At 34.8% G+C, this 18,610-nt stretch carries 14 protein-coding genes; 6 read left to right on the forward strand and 8 right to left on the reverse strand.

Going from position 1 to position 18,610, the window contains the following annotated elements:
• Nucleotides 1-226 precede the first annotated feature (226 nt).
• The 3 genes from H5V42_RS01435 (at nucleotide 227) to H5V42_RS01445 (ending at nucleotide 4,064) form a co-directional block, all read left to right on the forward strand.
• Complete coding sequence (locus H5V42_RS01435) at nucleotides 227-1,816, forward strand: NADP-dependent glyceraldehyde-3-phosphate dehydrogenase (protein ID WP_185781333.1); 1,590 nt, start codon at nucleotides 227-229, stop codon at nucleotides 1,814-1,816.
• A gap of 194 nt (nucleotides 1,817-2,010) precedes the next feature.
• Nucleotides 2,011-2,670, forward strand: a complete 660-nt coding sequence (locus H5V42_RS01440) for a methyltransferase domain-containing protein (RefSeq protein WP_185781334.1) — start codon at nucleotides 2,011-2,013, stop codon at nucleotides 2,668-2,670.
• A gap of 182 nt (nucleotides 2,671-2,852) precedes the next feature.
• A complete protein-coding gene (locus tag H5V42_RS01445; protein WP_185781335.1) occupies nucleotides 2,853-4,064 on the forward strand; it encodes an MFS transporter in 1,212 nt (403 codons plus the stop codon).
• Nucleotides 4,065-4,186: 122 nt separating this feature from the next.
• On the opposite strand, the gene leuB is transcribed toward H5V42_RS01445, so the two are convergent.
• Genes leuB through leuC form a run of 4 tightly spaced genes read right to left on the reverse strand, consistent with a single transcriptional unit; the run spans nucleotide 4,187 to nucleotide 8,875 of the window.
• Nucleotides 4,187-5,242 carry a 3-isopropylmalate dehydrogenase gene (gene leuB, locus H5V42_RS01450; protein WP_185781336.1) on the reverse strand — a complete coding sequence of 352 codons (1,056 nt, stop codon included), beginning with the start codon at nucleotides 5,240-5,242 and terminating at the stop codon, nucleotides 4,187-4,189.
• 55 nt (nucleotides 5,243-5,297) lie between these two features.
• Nucleotides 5,298-6,812 carry an alpha-isopropylmalate synthase regulatory domain-containing protein gene (locus tag H5V42_RS01455; RefSeq protein ID WP_185781337.1) on the reverse strand — a complete coding sequence of 505 codons (1,515 nt, stop codon included), beginning with the start codon at nucleotides 6,810-6,812 and terminating at the stop codon, nucleotides 5,298-5,300.
• 12 nt (nucleotides 6,813-6,824) lie between these two features.
• A complete protein-coding gene (gene leuD / locus H5V42_RS01460) occupies nucleotides 6,825-7,421 on the reverse strand; it encodes a 3-isopropylmalate dehydratase small subunit (protein WP_185781338.1) in 597 nt (198 codons plus the stop codon).
• Nucleotides 7,422-7,468: 47 nt separating this feature from the next.
• Entirely contained in the window at nucleotides 7,469-8,875 is a 1,407-nt protein-coding gene (gene leuC, locus H5V42_RS01465) for a 3-isopropylmalate dehydratase large subunit (RefSeq protein WP_185781339.1), read from the reverse strand.
• Between the two features lie 395 nt (nucleotides 8,876-9,270).
• Here leuC and H5V42_RS01470 point away from each other — a divergent pair, with 395 nt between their 5' ends.
• Nucleotides 9,271-10,437 (forward strand): hypothetical protein, encoded by a 1,167-nt coding sequence (locus tag H5V42_RS01470; protein ID WP_185781340.1) that lies wholly within the window; start codon nucleotides 9,271-9,273, stop codon nucleotides 10,435-10,437.
• Nucleotides 10,438-10,501: 64 nt separating this feature from the next.
• Here H5V42_RS01470 and recG read toward each other — a convergent pair whose 3' ends face one another.
• The gene (gene recG / locus H5V42_RS01475) at nucleotides 10,502-12,637 is read right to left on the reverse strand and encodes an ATP-dependent DNA helicase RecG (RefSeq protein ID WP_185781341.1); all 2,136 of its coding nucleotides are present in this window, start codon (nucleotides 12,635-12,637) and stop codon (nucleotides 10,502-10,504) included.
• 85 nt (nucleotides 12,638-12,722) lie between these two features.
• On the opposite strand from recG, the gene H5V42_RS01480 reads away from it, so the two are divergent.
• Entirely contained in the window at nucleotides 12,723-14,759 is a 2,037-nt protein-coding gene (locus H5V42_RS01480; RefSeq protein WP_185781342.1) for a M1 family metallopeptidase, read from the forward strand.
• Nucleotides 14,756-15,670: a patatin-like phospholipase family protein gene (locus tag H5V42_RS01485; protein WP_185781343.1), complete on the forward strand. Its 915-nt coding sequence runs from the start codon at nucleotides 14,756-14,758 to the stop codon at nucleotides 15,668-15,670. The genes H5V42_RS01480 and H5V42_RS01485 overlap by 4 nt, the downstream gene beginning before the upstream one ends.
• A gap of 24 nt (nucleotides 15,671-15,694) precedes the next feature.
• On the opposite strand, the gene H5V42_RS01490 is transcribed toward H5V42_RS01485, so the two are convergent.
• The 3 genes from H5V42_RS01490 to H5V42_RS01500 are packed head-to-tail and all read right to left on the reverse strand — an operon-like array spanning nucleotide 15,695 to nucleotide 18,606.
• Entirely contained in the window at nucleotides 15,695-16,216 is a 522-nt protein-coding gene (locus H5V42_RS01490) for a DUF7935 family protein (RefSeq protein ID WP_185781344.1), read from the reverse strand.
• A gap of 60 nt (nucleotides 16,217-16,276) precedes the next feature.
• Nucleotides 16,277-17,041, reverse strand: coding sequence for a hypothetical protein (locus tag H5V42_RS01495; RefSeq protein ID WP_185781345.1), 765 nt, complete (start codon nucleotides 17,039-17,041; stop codon nucleotides 16,277-16,279).
• A gap of 2 nt (nucleotides 17,042-17,043) precedes the next feature.
• Complete coding sequence (locus tag H5V42_RS01500) at nucleotides 17,044-18,606, reverse strand: FMN-binding glutamate synthase family protein (protein ID WP_185781346.1); 1,563 nt, start codon at nucleotides 18,604-18,606, stop codon at nucleotides 17,044-17,046.
• Between the last annotated feature and the right edge of the window lie 4 nt (nucleotides 18,607-18,610).

Below are 18,610 nucleotides of genomic sequence, written 5' to 3' on the forward strand. Positions count from 1 at the left end.
TTTATTCTTAGGACTAAATGATGATACTACGCATTTTAAATATTCAAAAAAGTCTAATCGAGAAGATGCACGTGCTGTGGTTGGTATTAATTCAAAAGACCTGAAGATTTAGAACCACTCCTTAAAAGAATAAAAGAAAATAACTTTTTTGGAGACTAGTTAAATAACAAACCAGATTTGTTTCAATATCTAATTTAATTACAAAGAACACACTAGAACTCAAAATATGACAACAACAAATCAAATTCCAGAAGAGTTTCAAATAACGGCATTAAAACATCAGAAACATTATCTCGTAAATGGAAAATTAGAAGAATGGAATGGTGAAACATCAGAAGTTATTTCTACCATATCATCTACAGAAGAGTACAAACATACAGTATTAGGTAGCATTCCTACCATGGGAGAAAAAGAAGCTATGAAGGCCTTAGATGCTGCACTTTCAGCTTATGACCAAGGTCAAGGTCTTTGGCCTACAATGAAGGTAAAAGACCGTATTGAGTGTATGGAGAACTTTGTTAAGAAAATGGAGTCTAAGCGTGAAGAGGTGGTAAAGTTATTAATGTGGGAAATTGGCAAAAACAAGCCTGATTCTTACAAAGAGTTTGATAGAACAGTGGAATACATCTACGATACCATTGAAGAATACAAAGAGCTTGACAGAAGCTCTGCAAAATTTCAAAAACATGCGGGCGTTTACGCACACATACGCAGAGGCCCATTAGGTGTTGTGTTGTGTTTAGGGCCTTACAACTATCCATTAAATGAGACTTTTGCCTTGTTAATCCCAGCTATAATAATGGGGAACACCACTATTTTTAAACCAGCTAAACATGGCGTATTACTCATAACCCCATTACTAGAAGCATTTCAGTCTAGTTTTCCTAAAGGAGTAGTAAACATCATTTTTGGTAGAGGTAGGGCTGTAGCAGCACCTATTATGCAAACTGGTAAAGTTGATGTCTTGGCATTAATAGGCAACAGCAAATCAGCAAACGCGCTACAAGAACAACACCCAAAAAGTAACCGTTTACGTTTGGTACTAGGATTAGAAGCAAAGAATCCAGCTATTATCTTACCAGATGCAGATATGGATTTAACCATTAAAGAAGTAATAGCGGGAACAACTTCATTTAATGGGCAGCGTTGTACAGCTTTAAAAGTTGTTTACGTACATGATGATGTAAAAGACGAATTTTTAGAAAAGTATTCCAAAGCCATTGATGCATTAAAATTTGGTAATCCTTGGGATGAAGGTGCGCAACTAACCCCTTTGCCAGAACCAGATAAGCCAGATTATATTCAAGAGTTAATAGATGATGCGTTACAAAAAGGCGCACAAATCAAGAATGAAAAAGGAGGTTGGCGAAGCGATAATTATATCTGGCCAGCAGTATTATACCCCGTTTCTAAAGAAATGAGGGTTTATACTGAAGAGCAATTTGGTCCTGTTGTACCAGTTTTATCTTTTAGTGATATTTCAGAGCCTTTAGACGATATGGCAGAATCAAATTACGGGCAGCAGGTAAGTTTATTTGGTAAAGATGTATATACTTTATCTCCGCTAATAGATACACTTGCAAATTTAGTTTGTAGGGTAAATTTAAATAGTTCTTGTCAACGCGGACCAGATGTGTATCCATTTACCGGTAGAAAAGATTCGGCGCAAGCTACATTAAGCGTGCATGATGCTTTACGTTCTTTTTCAATTAGAACTTTTGTAGCATTTAAAGACAATGATATTAATAATGAGACTATTGAAAATCTTTTAGACGCTAAAGCAAGTAATTTTTTAAGTACAGATTACATTTTGTAGCAATAGTCTGGTTGGGGTTAAGTGCTACAATTATGGTGCAATTTATGCTGTCAGAGTTAAATAGAATTAGGTGCTATAAGGGTTTGCAAATATTTTACCCAAAATATTCGTTTTAGATAGTCAAGTACTTCTTTAAAACCAGAAGTGCTTGATTTTTTTTGTGAAGGCGAAAAAATGCAACTGTAATTTAATTTATGAAAAGATTTATTGAAAAAATTCGCGGTAGAAGTATTCCAAGTTTATACCGTTCATTTTATGCAAAACTTTGGGATTATTACTATGATTACAAATACAGAATTGATACAGATGCTCATGTACAATTAGAAAATTTAGATATAAGTAAAGAGCAAAAAGAACATTATTATTGGTATGAAGGCACAAAGGTTCGTCCGCTCAAGAAACTATTTAAGCATCTTAAAATACCAAAAGACAAAACCTTCGTTGATATCGGCTCAGGTAAGGGCCGCGTACTGCTAATAGCTGCGGAATATGGGTTTCAAAAGATTATTGGCATTGAATTATCCCCTAATTTATATCAAATTTCAAAGAATAACGTAAACACTTTTTTACAAAAAAGAAGTATAGCAGCTGAGATTGATATTCTAAATATTGATGCATTAGATTATAATTATACAGATAACGAAGCTATTTTTTTTCTTTATAATCCTTTTGATGAGCATATTTTAAAACAAATAGTTCTTAATATAAAAAGTTCTTTAAACCGTAATAAGCGAGATGTTAAGATTATTTATGCGAATTCTATTCACCGTAAAGTCATTGAAGAGAATTTAAAAATTGTAAAGACTGAAAGAATAAGTATATACAATGTTGGCTTCTCTATATATGATATTTAAATACTACCAATTTGCTTAGAAAATAGGTTTTGTTTCAAAATCACCACTAGCATTAGACAGACTCTAAAGTTGTGTCATTTTACCATATAACTTTTATTAAACTTTTGTTAAGGGTCAATTTAACACATATTTTAAGCAATTTTAGATAAACGTTTCTACTTTCTATTTTTCACCTTTGTATTATGAAAAGTAGAAAAGCTTTATTAGCGCTAGCATTAGGAGGTTTTGGAATTGGATTAACCGAGTTCGTTATTATGGGTATTTTACCAGAAGTAGCTAACGGACTTCAAATAACAATACCCAAAGCAGGACATTTTATTGCGGCTTATGCTTTAGGGGTTGTTGTAGGTGCGCCATTATTAGCCACTATCGGAAACAAATTACCTTCAAAAAAAATGTTACTGTTGTTAATGATTTGGTTTACCGTCTTTAATACATTATCTGCTTTTTCATCTAATTATATAGGCATGCTAACCATGCGTTTTCTTTCAGGATTACCACATGGTGCTTTTTTTGGTATAGGTTCAATAGTTGCAACACAATTAGCAAAAGAAGGTAAAGCAGCCCAAGCTATAGCAACTATGTTTTCAGGCTTAACAGTAGCAAATGTAATTGGTGTTCCTTTAGGTACTTATTTAGGTCAAACCTATGATTGGAGTATTTCTTTTTTCCTTGTTGGTGTAGTCGGCATCTTTACTTTATTAAGTATCTTTTTTTGGATGCCCAAAATTTCGAATAATCAAGTTATTAAAGAAAGTAAAAAGAAACCAGTGGCTGTTCCCGTCTTTAAAAATGGTGAATTATGGGCGTTAATTGCACTTACCGCAATAGGTACTGGAGGTTTTTTTGCATGGTATAGTTACATTGCTCCTTTAATAACAGATGTAGCTAAATTACCAGATTATGTTGTTAGCTATGCCATGATTATTGCTGGGGTAGGTATGGTTCTAGGCAACTTTATTGGCGCTAGAATGGCAGAAGTTTTTAAACCGTTAAAATCTGTTATAATCAGTCTTTCTGCAATGAGTGGCATACTGGTGGTTAATTCTTTTCTAGCGTTTAATCCAGTAGCAGTACTAATGCTATCTTTTGCTATTGGCCTTATAACTTTCACAGTTGCAGCGCCTTTACAAATGGCTATCATTAATAGCGCTCAAGGAGCAGAAAAAATTGGAGCATCAATGAATCAAAGTGCTTTTAATATAGGTAATGCCTCAGGCGCATATGCTGCTGGGTTACCCTTAGTATTTGGTTATAGTGTAACTTCTGCGAGCGTTGTTGGTGCCGCATTGGCAACATTTGGAGTACTTATAGCAGCTGGCATTTTACTATATAGAAAGCAAAAATTAAAGATGCAGCTCAAGAAAACTGAGCTAGCCATAGATGGCAAGTAGTATTCAATTAAGTTTATAACTATCAATCTAGTTTTTGCAGTATACCGCTAAAAAATAACTAATAACTAAAATACAAAAGCCCTTTATTTTAAGGGCTTTTGTATTTTATAGCATAGCTATTTTTATAGATTGTTTGCTAACCAATCGCCAACTTCTGAGGTTTTATAAGCCTTACCACCATCAGCTAAATCTTCGGTCACTATACCTTCTGACAAAGATTTATTTACAGCATCTCTGATAGCTTGTGCTTCATCTATAAGATTGAAATCTTCGAATAGCATTGCGGCTGAAAGTACGGTAGCTAAAGGATTTGCTATGTCTTTACCAGCAGCTTGTGGGTAAGAACCATGAATAGGTTCATATAATCCAATTTTCTCTCCAAGTGAAGATGAAGGCATTAATCCCATAGAACCAGAAATTACCGAGGCTTCATCAGTTAAAATGTCACCAAATAGATTAGCGGTAATAATTACATCATAACCTTTTGGCCATTGAATTAAGCGCATAGCAACAGCATCTACAAACTCATAAGTAACTTCAACTTCAGGATATTCTTTCTCCATACGTTGTACCGTTTCTCTCCATAAACGTGAAGCTTCTAACACGTTGGCTTTATCAACACAACATAATTTTTTACCTCGTTTCAATGCCATTTCAAAACCTTTTTTAGCCAATCGCTCTATTTCATATCGATGGTAAGTCATGGTATCAAAAGCAGTTTCGTCATCATTTAATCTTCCTCGTTCGCCAAAATATACACCACCAGTTAGCTCTCGTAAAATAATTAAATCGGTTCCTTCAATACGGTCACGTTTCAAAGGTGATTTATCAATTAAGGAAGGAAAGGTAAATGTTGGACGCACGTTAGCGAATAGGCCTAATGCCTTTCTCATTTTAAGTAAACCTTGTTCAGGACGCACTTTTGCACTTGGGTCGTTATCGAATCTTGGGTCACCAATGGCACCAAACAAAACGGCATCAGAACTTGAACAAATTTCGTGGGTTTCATCTGGATAAGGTTCCCCAACCGCATCAATGGCCGCTGCTCCTGTTAATGCAGGTTTCCAATTAATGGTATGGCCAAATTTATCAGCTACGGCATTTGATACTTTTACTGCTTGGTCAATTACTTCTGGGCCGATTCCATCACCGGCAAGTAGTGCTATGTTTAGGTTCATTATTATTAATTTAATTAGGGCTTTTACCCCAAAATCCGTTATGGAGGGTTTTTAGTTATATTAGATTTAACATTTTTTCAGTAGCCTTTATTGCTGACACCGTTTGGTCAGAGTCCAACCCTGTAGTTACAAAATCGTTTTTTGCGGTTTTCCAAGTAATCATGGTTTCACATAGGGCATCAGAAGAGCTACCAGGAGGAATTCTAACCACATAGTCTATAAGTTTGGGTAAATTAGAACCACGTTCGTCATAGATTTTATGCAAGGCATTCATGAATGCATCAAACTGTCCATCTCCTTGGGCATTACTTTCATAAACTTCTCCATTAATTTCTATAGATAGGGTAGTGGAGGGCATAAGACCTTTGGCATGCGTTAATACGTAAGATTTTATAAAAACGTTCTGTTTAAATGAACTACTGTCTAAAACATCAGAAATTATATATGGTAAATCATCTTTGGTAACTTTTTCTTTTTTATCACCAAGTTCAATAATACGTTCAGTAACCTTTTTAACTTCTTCATCGTTTAAAGTAAGTCCAAGTTCTTGAAGGTTTTTTAGAATATTGGCTTTACCAGATGTTTTGCCCAAAGCATATTTACGTTTTCTACCAAAACGCTCAGGCATAAGATTACTAAAATAAAGGTTGTTTTTATTATCACCATCTGCATGAATACCAGCAGTTTGGGTAAACACATTTTCACCAACTACAGGTTTGTTCGCCGGAATTCCAAAACCAGTAAAAGTTGAAACCAACTTACTTACTTTATAGAGAGAAGATTCTACTACCTTGGTTTCTATTTCAGGTAGAAAATCATTAATTACTGCAATAGTACTTGCTAGAGGAGCATTACCGGCACGTTCACCCATACCGTTCACCGTAAGGTGAAGGCCGTGCGCACCTGCCTTTAGTGATTCCATTACATTGCTCACACTCAAATCATAGTCATTATGACCATGAAAATCAAAATGAGTATTAGGATATCGTTTAACGATTTTATCAATATACTCAAAAGTTTCAGCTGGTGTTAATATTCCTAAAGTATCTGGTAACAAAACCCTTTTTATGGGTTGTTGCGTAAGAAAATCTAAAAATTGAAATACATATTCTTGAGAATTACGCATGCCATTACTCCAGTCTTCTAAATATACATTTGTAATAAATCCTTCGGACTTTGCTAGGGAAATACTTTTAGCTATTTCTGCAAAATGTTCTTCTGGAGTTTTACGTAGTTGATGTGTTAAATGATTGAGCGAGCCTTTGGTTAGTAGATTTTGAACTTTAGCACCAGCTTCTTTCATCCATTGAATTGAAGCGCCACCATCAACAAAGGTGAGTACTTCTACTTGGTGTAAACAATCTACTTCTTGAGCCCATTTTGTAATATTTTTTACAGCCTTAAACTCTCCCTCAGAAACTCGTGCAGAAGCAACTTCGATGCGGTCAACCTTTAATTCTTCTAATAAAAGTTTAGCTAGGGTTAACTTTTCTGAAGCTGTAAAAGAAACCCCAGAGGTTTGTTCACCATCTCTAAGGGTGGTATCCATTATTTCAATGGTTCTCGACATTTTTTTATGTAATTAGAAAGGACGCGTTTCTACGAAATCTATGATGTCTTCTTTTAAATTTAATAGGTAATCAATATCATCAAACCCGTTTAACATATTACCTTTTTTATACGCATTAATACCAAAAGTCTCAAACTCTCCGGTACTTAGAATGGTAAAGGTTTGCTCTTGTAAATCAACTTTAAATTCGGTATTTGGGTCAGCTTCAATAGCCTTAAAAATTTTCTCTAAAAACTCAGGACTTATTTGAACCGGGAGTACACCTACATTTAAACAATTGTTTCTAAAGATATCTGCAAAAAAGCTAGATACTACACAACGAAACCCATAATCATAAACAGCCCATGCAGCATGTTCACGAGAAGAACCAGAACCAAAGTTTTTGCCACCTACTAAAATTTTACCACTGTAAATAGGGTTGTTTAAAACAAATTGTTCTTTAGGTGAATTGTCAGAATTATACCGCCAATCTCTAAAAAGATTATCACCAAACCCTTTACGCTCAGTTGCTTTTAAAAAACGAGCTGGAATTATTTGGTCAGTATCTACGTTTTCTATAGGTAACGGTACAGCCGTTGAAGTTAATATGTCGAATTTATCGTATGCCATTTTTACTTTTTTTGTGTTTCCTAAAATGAAGGAAATTAAAATCAATTTTAAGCGGTTTCTAACTGCATTAATTCTCTAGGGTCAGTTACCTTGCCAGTTACAGCAGCAGCAGCAGCAACTAACGGACTAGCTAATAAGGTTCTCGCTCCTGGGCCTTGTCTACCTTCAAAATTTCGGTTACTAGTACTTACCGCATATTTTCCTGCGGGTACTTTATCATCGTTCATAGCTAGGCATGCAGAACAACCCGGTTCTCTTAATTCAAAACCTGCTTCGTTTAATATTTCTAATATACCTTCTTCTTTAATTGCTGTTTCAACTTGGTGTGAACCAGGAACCAACCAAGCAGTTACATTAGCTGCTTTTTTTCTACCTTTTATTATAGAAGCAAATGCTCTAAAATCTTCTATTCTACCATTAGTACAACTACCTAAGAAGACAAAATCAATAGGTTTTCCTATCATTTGGTCTCCCTCACTAAAATCCATATACGCTAAGGACTTTTTATAGGTTTGAGCACCAGAACCTTCACCAGCGGTTGGAATTGAATTTGAAATACCAAAGCCCATACCAGGGTTAGTACCATAAGTAATCATTGGTTCAATATTAGCGGCATCAAAGGTTAACTCTTTATCAAAATCAGCGTCATCTTCTGAATATAAGGTTTCCCAATAATTCATTGCTTTATCCCAATCGGCACCTTTAGGTGCAAATTCTCTGCCTTTTACATAGTCAAACGTTTTCTCATCTGGGGCAATCATTCCTCCACGAGCTCCCATTTCAATACTTAAGTTACATACCGTCATACGGCCTTCCATTGACATATTTTTGAATACATCTCCTGCATATTCAACAAAGTATCCAGTTGCGCCAGATGTGGTTAATTGCGAAATAATATATAGAGCAACGTCTTTAGGAGTTACACCAAATTGCAATTCGCCATTTACGTTAATACGCATACTGCGCGGTTTTGGTTGCATTATACATTGGCTAGCTAACACCATTTCTACCTCAGAAGTTCCAATACCAAAGGCAATTGCTCCAAAAGCACCGTGAGTAGAGGTGTGCGAATCACCACAAACAATAGTGGCTCCAGGTAAGGTTATACCATTTTCTGGACCAACTACGTGCACAATACCATTTTTTTCATGTCCTAATCCCCAATAGCGAATACCATGTTCATTGGCATTTTTTTCTAAAGCCGCTAACTGATTTGCAGATAATGGGTCTTTAACGGGTAAATGTTGATTAATTGTAGGCGTATTATGGTCTGCGGTAGCAAAAGTTCTATTAGGATTAAGCACCTCAATACCTCTATTTTTAATTCCTAAAAACGCAACCGGACTGGTAACTTCATGCACCAAGTGGCGGTCAATGAAAAGCACATCTGGTCCATTTTGTATACTTTTTACTACGTGAGAATCCCAAACCTTATCAAATAACGTTTTGCCCATATTATTTTCTTGAAAATTTAAGTAACCAAAAATACGGATTGTTAGGTAGTTTAGTCCAAGTGAATTGGGTTCAAATTACGATGTTCAACAAAGTTTTTGTTTTGTGTTACATTTAAAATCAGGCAGTTATCAACTAATATATCCCCATATTGCTTTATCCTTAACAAGACTGCTAAAGGTAGTTCTGATTGTAACCATTATGAATAATGAAATAGAAACTATATAATTATTTAATTCTATTTAAGTAAAGTAAGTATAGTTACTTTATAATTATATTTCGATTACAAGAATTTACTTGTTTTTTAAGAAATGCTCTTTTTCGACTTAAAGATTGAATTTTAGATGAAATTAATTGTAAAATATATCGTTGTGATTTTATTTTACAAATATTTTAAATGATGAAAAAGTTTTTAGGGTTATTAATTTCTTGTTTAATTTTATCATCCTGTTCGGATTCGTCAGGATTAAGTGATAATGAAGAAGATGGTGGAGTTGATGGGAATGAAAGAGGATTTGACCCATCAAATTTTGGTTATAAAATTTCTACTTTTTCATCCTTTCAAGGTGAGTTTTTTCAAATAGATGTTAGCGATAAAGGAGAGGTTGGAGAAACTCAGTTCCTTAGCGAACAGCTTGGAGCTATGGATGTTCTACCCAACTTGAATAGTATCGATTCAAGTCAAATTACTTTATTTTCTAATGTCACTCAGGCATTTTACCAAAAATCTCTTAAGACAAATGAAATAAAGAAATTTACAATTGAGGGAACTGGTCTTGCAGGCCCAGTGGAGGTTAAAACAAGCGAAAACTCTAAGTTTGCTGCAATTGTAAACCATAATGAACCAGACCCTATTCGGCGATTGGCTTACAATTTAGGGGGAGAAGAGACTTTTATATTTGAGCTTTCCACTAATAGTTGTAGTTCCGCTGAATTTTTTGGTAATTACCTAGTTGCCATTTGCGGTAATAACCCAATCTCAATCTACGAGTGTATTATTTACGATACTGAAAGAGATGCAATAGTTTTTAGCTACCAATCAGATGATTATATAAAGGTGACCATTTTTCAAGATAAACTTTATGTCTTCAATACTGATGATTATACTCATAAGGTATTTTCAATTGAAGATTTTCAAGAACTTGAATCTGGAGAATTTTCTAGACAATGGTTCTTTGATTTTGAATTTGGAAGGGATGTTATAAAAACTAAAACTTTTAACAATCAAATCTTAACCAATATTGATTATTCAATATTTGCAGGAGGTCGTTTTCCTGCAATTTTTGACATAGATGAAGATCGTTATGTAGCTGGAGACAATCGTGTTTTTAGCTCTCAAGATTTTCGAAATGCTTATTCAGAGCTAATTCCTGATATTAGCAATTTTGAAGGATATGACGTCGATATGGAAAAGAAGGTTGTAGTCCTAGGTTATTCATTACAAGTTCAAATCTCATCAGAAAATTACCCCAAAGGAGGAGTTTTATTAGTAGATTTTGAAGGTAATATTCTTAATCAAATTCAACTAGAACGAGCACCTAAATACATTGTTATTCGTGAATAATACTAGATTTAATTAAAAAGCTTATTCTCTTTTGTTTACTTCTCTAGTAAGTTAGAAAATAGCTTTAGCTAATATATCCCCATATTGCTTTATCCTTAATAAGATTACTAAAGATGTTTCGGATAGACTTGTTTTCTTCTTTTTCTAATCGGGGGTCGTTTTTAAACAATTGAATGGCATGGTATCTCGCCAGCTTCAAAATTGGATTGTCTTTTACAATATCAGCAATTTTAAGATTGAGTAAACCACTTTGTTGTGTTCCCATTAAATCTCCTGGCCCTCTAAGTTTTAAATCAACTTCAGCAATTTCAAAACCATCGTTTGTCCTGCACATGGTTTCCAAGCGGGTTTTAGCATCATCAGATAATTTATGACTTGTCATTAGAATACAAAAACTCTGTTCAGCTCCACGACCTACACGACCCCGTAATTGGTGCAATTGAGATAACCCAAAACGTTCGGCACTTTCTATAATCATTACTGATGCGTTAGGAACATTTACCCCAACCTCGATTACGGTTGTGGCTACCATAATTTGCGTTTCACCTTTAACAAAACGCTCCATTTCATAATCTTTGTCTTGAGCTTTCATTTGACCGTGAACAATAGATATTTGATAATTGGGTTGCGGAAATTCACGCGCTATACTTTCATAACCATCCATTAAATCTTTATAGTCTAAAGCTTCACTTTCTTTGATTAAAGGGTAAACAACATATACCTGTCTTCCTTTCTTAATTTCATCTTTTATAAATCCAAATACTTTTAGTCGGTTGGCATCATACCTGTGAACTGTTTTTATAGGTTTTCTTCCTGGTGGCAGCTCATCAATCACAGAAATGTCTAAATCTCCATATAAACTCATGGCTAGTGTTCTTGGTATTGGTGTGGCGGTCATAACTAAAATATGAGGTGGTAGGGAAACCCCTCCAATTTCAGCGGAAGATTGAGCACCTTTGTGCCATAGTTTTGAACGTTGGGCCACGCCAAATCTATGTTGTTCATCTACGATGGCTAAACCCAAATTTTTAAATTGAACTTTATCTTCTAAAACGGCGTGGGTGCCCACAAGAATATTTAGATTACCATTTTCTAATTGGTTGTGTAGAAAGGTTCGTTCAGCGCGTTTAGTTGAGCCTGTAAGTAGCGCAATTTTGATATCCATTTGCAACAACAAGTCTTTTAAACCATTATAATGTTGTTGCGCAAGAATCTCGGTTGGTGCCATTAAACAGGCTTGAAAACCATTATCAATAGCAAGAAGCATACACATTAAGGCTACTATGGTTTTACCTGAACCTACATCACCCTGTAAAAGCCGATTCATTTGGGCGCTACTGCCCATGTCATTTCTAATTTCTTTAATTACTCGTTTTTGAGCGTTAGTTAAATTAAACGGTAAATGATTATTAAAAAAATCATTAAAATGGGTTCCAACCTCAGTAAACCGGTGTCCTTTAATTTTTTTCTTTCTAGCAACTTTTTTAGAAAGTAATTGCATTTGAATGAAAAAAAGTTCTTCAAACTTTAAGCGAAATTGTGCTTTTGCTAATAACTCTTGACTTTTAGGAAAATGAATGTTTAAAAGCGCATCAGCTTTGGAAATTAGTTTGAGTTCGTTTAATATACTTTTAGATAAAGTTTCTGCAAAATTGGCTTTAGTTTCTAAAAACAACTGTTGAATCATTTTGCTTAAAACCTTATTAGTAATACCCTTATTACTCAACTTTTCTGTAGAAGGATAAATGGGTTGCATACTAACTTTTAGCCCAGCTTTATGAGCTTTTAATAGCTCCATTTCTGGATGTGGCATAGAAAAGGTACTTCCATAGCGGTTAACCCTTCCATAAACCACATAAGGTTCATTTATTTTTAGGTTTTCTCTAATCCATTTGTGGCCCCTGAACCAAACCAATTCCATTTGTCCGGTTTCATCCACATAGGTAGCCACTAAACGTTTTCCTCTTTTTTGTTCAACTGTTTTTAGATTTACAATTTTGCCAACCACCTGAACATCAGCACCGCTATTGTGTAATTGATTAATCTTGTAGTATTGGGTCTTGTCTAAATACCTATTGGGGTACAGTTGTAAAAGGTCCGCAAAGGTTTCTAGTCCTAATTCAGATTTCAGAATTTCAGCTCTGTTAGGACCCACACCTTTTAGGTAGGCTAGGGGAGTTTGCATGACCGCACTTTGCATCTAACGAAAATAACTAAATTGGCTTGACTTTTGCGACTATACAACTATGCGTTTTTTAGTGCTTCTTTTTTTTATCTGGATTTCAATGGTTTCGGCACAATCTCAAGCTGACGTTGATTTTAAAACAATTGATGCCGAAATTTTGGTTTCACCAGAGTCAGGTGAGTTAAGTGTGCAAGCAACATATGAGTTTGAATTAACTGCAAAAGTGGATTCTATTTTCTTAGATGCGGTGAATTTGAATGTACTTTTCACCTCATTGAACCAAAAAGAAATAGCTATTTCTAATTCGGGTGAAAAAATTTGGTTTACAGCACCAACAGCTTTAGGTAAACACCAACTATTTATACGCTATATAACTCGACCAAAACAGACGGTTTATTTTACAGCGTACAAAAAAGAAGATAGGTTAGATTATCAGGTGTGGACACAAGGTCAAGGAAAATATACCAGTCATTGGCTACCTTCTCTTAATGACATGAATGATAAAATTGAATTTGATTTACATTTTTTGACAGATGAAAAATATGAAGTTATTTCTAACGGCCAACTAACGCATAAATTCTCAAAAGATAGCCTAACCGATTGGAAATTTGATATGACAGAACCTATGAGTAGCTATTTGGCAGCTTTCGTAATTGGTAATTTTAAGAAACATACTTTAACGTCAAATTCAGGTGTTTCAATAGCATTGTATTATGAGCCCAAAGACAGCTTAAAAGTGGAACCTACCTACAGGTATACCAAACAAATCTTTGATTTTTTGGAGGATGAGATAGGAGTTGACTATCCATGGCAGAATTATAAGCAGGTACCAGTTCAAGACTTTTTATACGCAGGTATGGAAAACACGAGCTGTACCATATTTTCAAATCAATTTATGGTAGATTCTACCGCTTTTATTGATAAAAACTATGTAAATGTAAATGCTCACGAATTAGCGCATCAATGGTTTGGTAATTTAGTAACCGAAGTAAATGGAGAACATCATTGGTTACACGAAGGTTTTGCTACCTACTATGCCTATTTAGCTGAAAAGCAACTTTTTGGTGATGACCATTTTTACTGGAAACTTTACGATACTGCTAAAACACTACATACGCTATCAGAAAATGGAGAAGGAGAGGCATTAACAGACCCAAAGGCTGGGAGTATAACCTTTTATGAAAAAGGTGCATGGGCTTTGGTGATATTGCGAGAAAAAGTGGGCGATACCGCTTTTAAAGTAGGTGTAGAAAACTATCTTAAGAACCATGCATTTAAAAATGTTACTATTAATGATTTTATTACCGAAATTGAAAAAGCATCTTCAACAGATTTAAGTGATTTTAAAAGAAATTGGTTAGCTAATGATGTGTTTTTGTGGGAGGATGCAACGCATTATTTACAAGAAAAATGTAGTTCTTTAAAAAACTACTTTGTAACCGAAGCAAGCTTAAATAGAGGGAAAAATCATTTTGAAGAATTTAAAAATAAGTGGAAAACAATTCATTCTGATGAACTAAAAATTGCACTTTTAGAACGTTATACCAATTCTTTTGAAAACCCTTACTTTTTTGAGCAATTAGCTGAAGAGTCTGTTAAAGTAAGACAAGCCTTTGCTATTTATGTTAGTAAGGTTGGAGATGATACTAAGCCAATACTAGAAAGTATGTTATCAGATGATAGTTATGTTACCCAAGAAGCCGTATTATTTAAGCTTTGGGAAGCTTTTCCCACAGAAAGAAATAAATATCTAGAACAAACTAAAAATATTGAAGGCTTACCAAACAAGAATTTAAAGCAATTGTGGTTAACTTTAGCTTTAATCACACCAGAATATAAACCAGAACTTAAGCGTTCTTTTTATGAAGAATTGAACTCTCTAACATCCACTTATTATAACTTTGAAATTCGACAATTAGCTTTTCAATATTTGTTTCAAATAAATGCTTTGTCAGATAAAAGTTTAGAACATTTGTTTCAAGCGAGTAGTCATCATGTTTGGCAGTTCAAAAAATCATCAAGAAATTTAATCCGACAAATTGTTACCACTGAAGAAGGGCGTGATAGAATAGCACAGCTAAAATCTCGTTTAAAAAAAGAGGAACAATTACAATTAGAATCAATTTTGTCTAAATGAAGGCTTTAGTAATATCAGGCGGCGGTAGTAAAGGAGCATTTGCAGGTGGTGTAGCCCAATATTTAATTGAAGGACTTGATCGCGAATATGACATTTTCGTAGGTACATCTACAGGTAGTCTGCTAATATCACACCTAGCATTAGGTAAAATAGATAAAATTAGAACTATCTATTCTAATGTAAATCAAAAGAGCATTTTTAGTAATTGTCCGTTTAAAATTAAGCGGCGTCATGGGGCAGATATTATTACCATGAATCATAGAAACATCATAAAAAACTTCATCAAAGGAAGTAAAACCTTTGGCGAAAGTGAAAATCTCAGAAAACTCATTCGCAACAGTATTACCATAGAAGAATTTAACGAACTAAAAGAAGGAATCAAAGATATTGTAGTAACGGTGAGTAACCTATCGTTAAATCAAGTAGAATATAAATCGATAAATGATTTTACTTATGATGAATTCTTAGATTGGATTTGGATTTCGGCCAACTACACCCCATTTATGAGTCTGGTCAGAAAAAATGGTTGTGAATATGCTGATGGAGGATTAGGAAGTTTAGTTCCTATTGAAGAAGCAATTCATAGAGGAGCCACAGAAGTTGATGTTGTGGTATTACATACCGAAGTTAGTTATTACAATAAAATGCCTTCTCGTAATCCGTTTGAGTTATTGACCAGCATGTTCACATTTGTTTTAGACCGTATTGAGAATCAGAACATTCGTATAGGTAAATTGGTTGCTAATCAAAAAGATGCCATAATTAATCTATACTACACACCAGCTATTTTAACAACGAACTCACTTATTTTCGACAAAGAAAAAATGACCCGTTGGTGGAAACGTGGCTACTTGTATGCTAAAAATAAAAACGCAGAAAGTATGCCTATACAACCAGAAATTCAAGAATAGCACCGTAACAAATACTCACACTTATTAGTCCCAAAGCGTTTTCACTTCTTTTTTAATAAAAGCTAGTGCAGCAGAAGAAGGCGAAGACTTTTCCATTGCTTGGTTTAATATATCCTCTCGCAGTTTATCGGCATTATCAGATTCGCTCATTCCGGCAGAACGTATAATACGTATGGTAGCATTTTTTGCCGTTTTTATAATATTCCAGCATTCTTCACTAATGTAAATCTGTTGAGATAAATTGTGTTCAAATTCTGTTTCAATCTGATTAATTAATAGATTTTCATAATCAGACTTATGATTTGTTTTTGGTGCAACTCTTACTACTAAATTATTAACTGTAATACGCTCTAAGAATAGTGTCATTCTTTCATAAGCTTGCAAACGTACAGGGAGTGTATCTTTTTGAGCATCTTTATGCAATAAATATCGTCTACGACCTTCTTCATTATTAGTATGCAATCTAAAAAAGTAAAAAGCCACTGCACCAGTAATCAAGGCAGGTAATAAATAGGCAAACATCTGAAAAATTTGGTCTCCGCTCATGGTTGTTTAGTTTTGAATTACCATTCTACAACGCATATGGATTGCAAAAAGTATGAAGCATTAATTGTTCTTGAACTTATCTTTTACTTCGCTATAAAAAGAATCGAATTGTGGCTCCAATTTAAATCGAAAACCGTCTTTAAAACCACCATCTCTTGGTGCCGTTTTAATTCGTGTAATGGCTACGCCTGCCTTATTCAATTCAAATCCTAAAATAGCAGCTTGAGCACCAGTTAAATCAAATTCGCCGGTATTACTTAAACCTTCAACCACAATATCATAATTAGGATAAGCAGCGAAAAAAGCGGCAAGTTGAGATATTGTACTTTGCCCCGAGCTATTTAATTGTTTAGCTGTATAATCTGCAAAAAACGCATCAACGGGGTAAGCGATAGCAATGGAACGTTCACCAATTGTAAGTTGTGGTACATCACCTAAAACACCTTTAGCTTTACCAACTACTTGTACGGCGAGCGAATCATTTTTGGTAAAAGTGTCTGTAATTTCACTAACCTGAGCTTCACGTTTATCTAGATTCTCTAAGGCCTTTTGAGCATTATTTGTGTTTCTTTTAGAAACTTCAGCAAAGTTGTTTAGATTCTCTAATAAAGCTGCATTAGCACCCTGTAAATCTTTTAATTGTCGTTCTAAAGATTCTGCTTTGGTTTTACTAGAAGCTTCATTACGTTCAGCAACTTTTACCAATGCTTTGGTTGAATCTAGCTCTTTTTTTAGTTCAGCTACTTGAGCGATTAGCTCTGACTTTTTTTGAGCAGATACTGTAGTTACAAGTACTAGAAAAAATAGGGGTAGTATTCTTTTCATATTTAGTTTTTGTTAGGTAATGTTCCTAAATGTTCACAATTTTTAAGCGATTGCATACCGTTAAATGGTACGCTATCTTTTTGATAGCGGTATACTCTGCGTAAATCACTGCTAAGATAGTCATCATCAACATTTACTTGTACATCTTCCATATTAAATTGACAGGGATGTTCATAACCTGCTGCATGAGTAATTTCTAAAAATTCTTTTCTGAAAGTCTTAAAATACTGAGCAAGCCGGTCTGACTTTAAGGGAACATCAATACCTGCTTGAAGCCATTTACTTTGGGTTGCCACACCAGCCGGACAGCGATTAGTATGGCATACCTGTGCTTGAATACAACCAATACTCATCATGGCTTCTCTAGCCACGTTTATGCAGTCAACACCCATCGCAAATGCCATTGCTGCTTTGGCAGGAAAACCTAATTTTCCACTACCAATAAAAACAATACGTTCTGTTAAACCTCTTTCTTGAAAAAGTCTATAAATAGCAGTAAAACCATAAGAAAAAGGTAATGAAACATGGTCTGCAAAGCTAGGTGGAGCAGCCCCAGTACCACCTTCACCGCCATCAACTGTAATAAAATCTGGCCCTTTTCCTGTTTTTTTCATTAAATCAGCAAGTTCTTCCCATTGATTAAGTTTACCAATAGCACCTTTTATACCTACAGGTAAGCCTGTTTCCTCGGCAATATTCTCAATTAAATTTAAGAGTTCTTCTATGGTAGAAAATGCTTTATGTGTGGAAGGTGACAACACGTCTTTACCTACTTCTACACCGCGTATTTTTGCAATTTCAGGAGTAATTTTTGCGCCAGGTAAAACCCCACCTTTTCCAGGTTTTGCGCCTTGGCTAAGTTTAATTTCTATGGCTCTAACTTGGGGATTTTCTTCAACCAATTTTTTCATTTTTTCTATGGAAAAATTGCCATCCTTAGAACGCACCCCAAAATAACCCGTTCCAAAATGAAAAATTACATCACCTCCTTTTTTATGGTAAGGAGATAGTCCGCCTTCACCGGTGTTGTGATAGGCTCCACTTTTTAATACACCATTGTTCATAGCTTCAACCGCAGCCGCTGAAAGCGAACCAAAACTCATCGCAGAAATATTGATAATGGAGGCAGGTCTAAAAGGTCTCTTACGCTTATGATAAGCCCCAATAACTTTTGCACATGGCAAAAAATAAGGGTCTTCAGTGTTTGGGTGATTTGTTGGAATTTGGTATGCCAACATTGCATTTTTTACAAATAAATGTTGGTGCGCATAAATATCGCGGTCTGTACCAAAACCTTCGTAATTATTTTCATTCTTGGCCGAGGCATAAATCCAGCCCCGTTCAATACGGTTAAAAGGTAATTCTTCTCTATTATTAGCCACAAAATATTGGCGCATTTCAGGACCAATACTTTCTAACCAATACCGTAAATGACCAACTATAGGATAATTATGTTTAATAGTATGCTTTTTTTGAATAAAAATATCCCAAATAGCCACTACTAATAATCCAATAAGCAAGTAAGCCCACCAGGGCAGTAGGCTTACAATTTCAGAAATGTTCATTGAA

It is taken from the genome of Croceivirga lutea, from assembly GCF_014235875.1.
GTDB classification, from domain to species: Bacteria; Bacteroidota; Bacteroidia; order Flavobacteriales; family Flavobacteriaceae; genus Croceivirga; species Croceivirga lutea.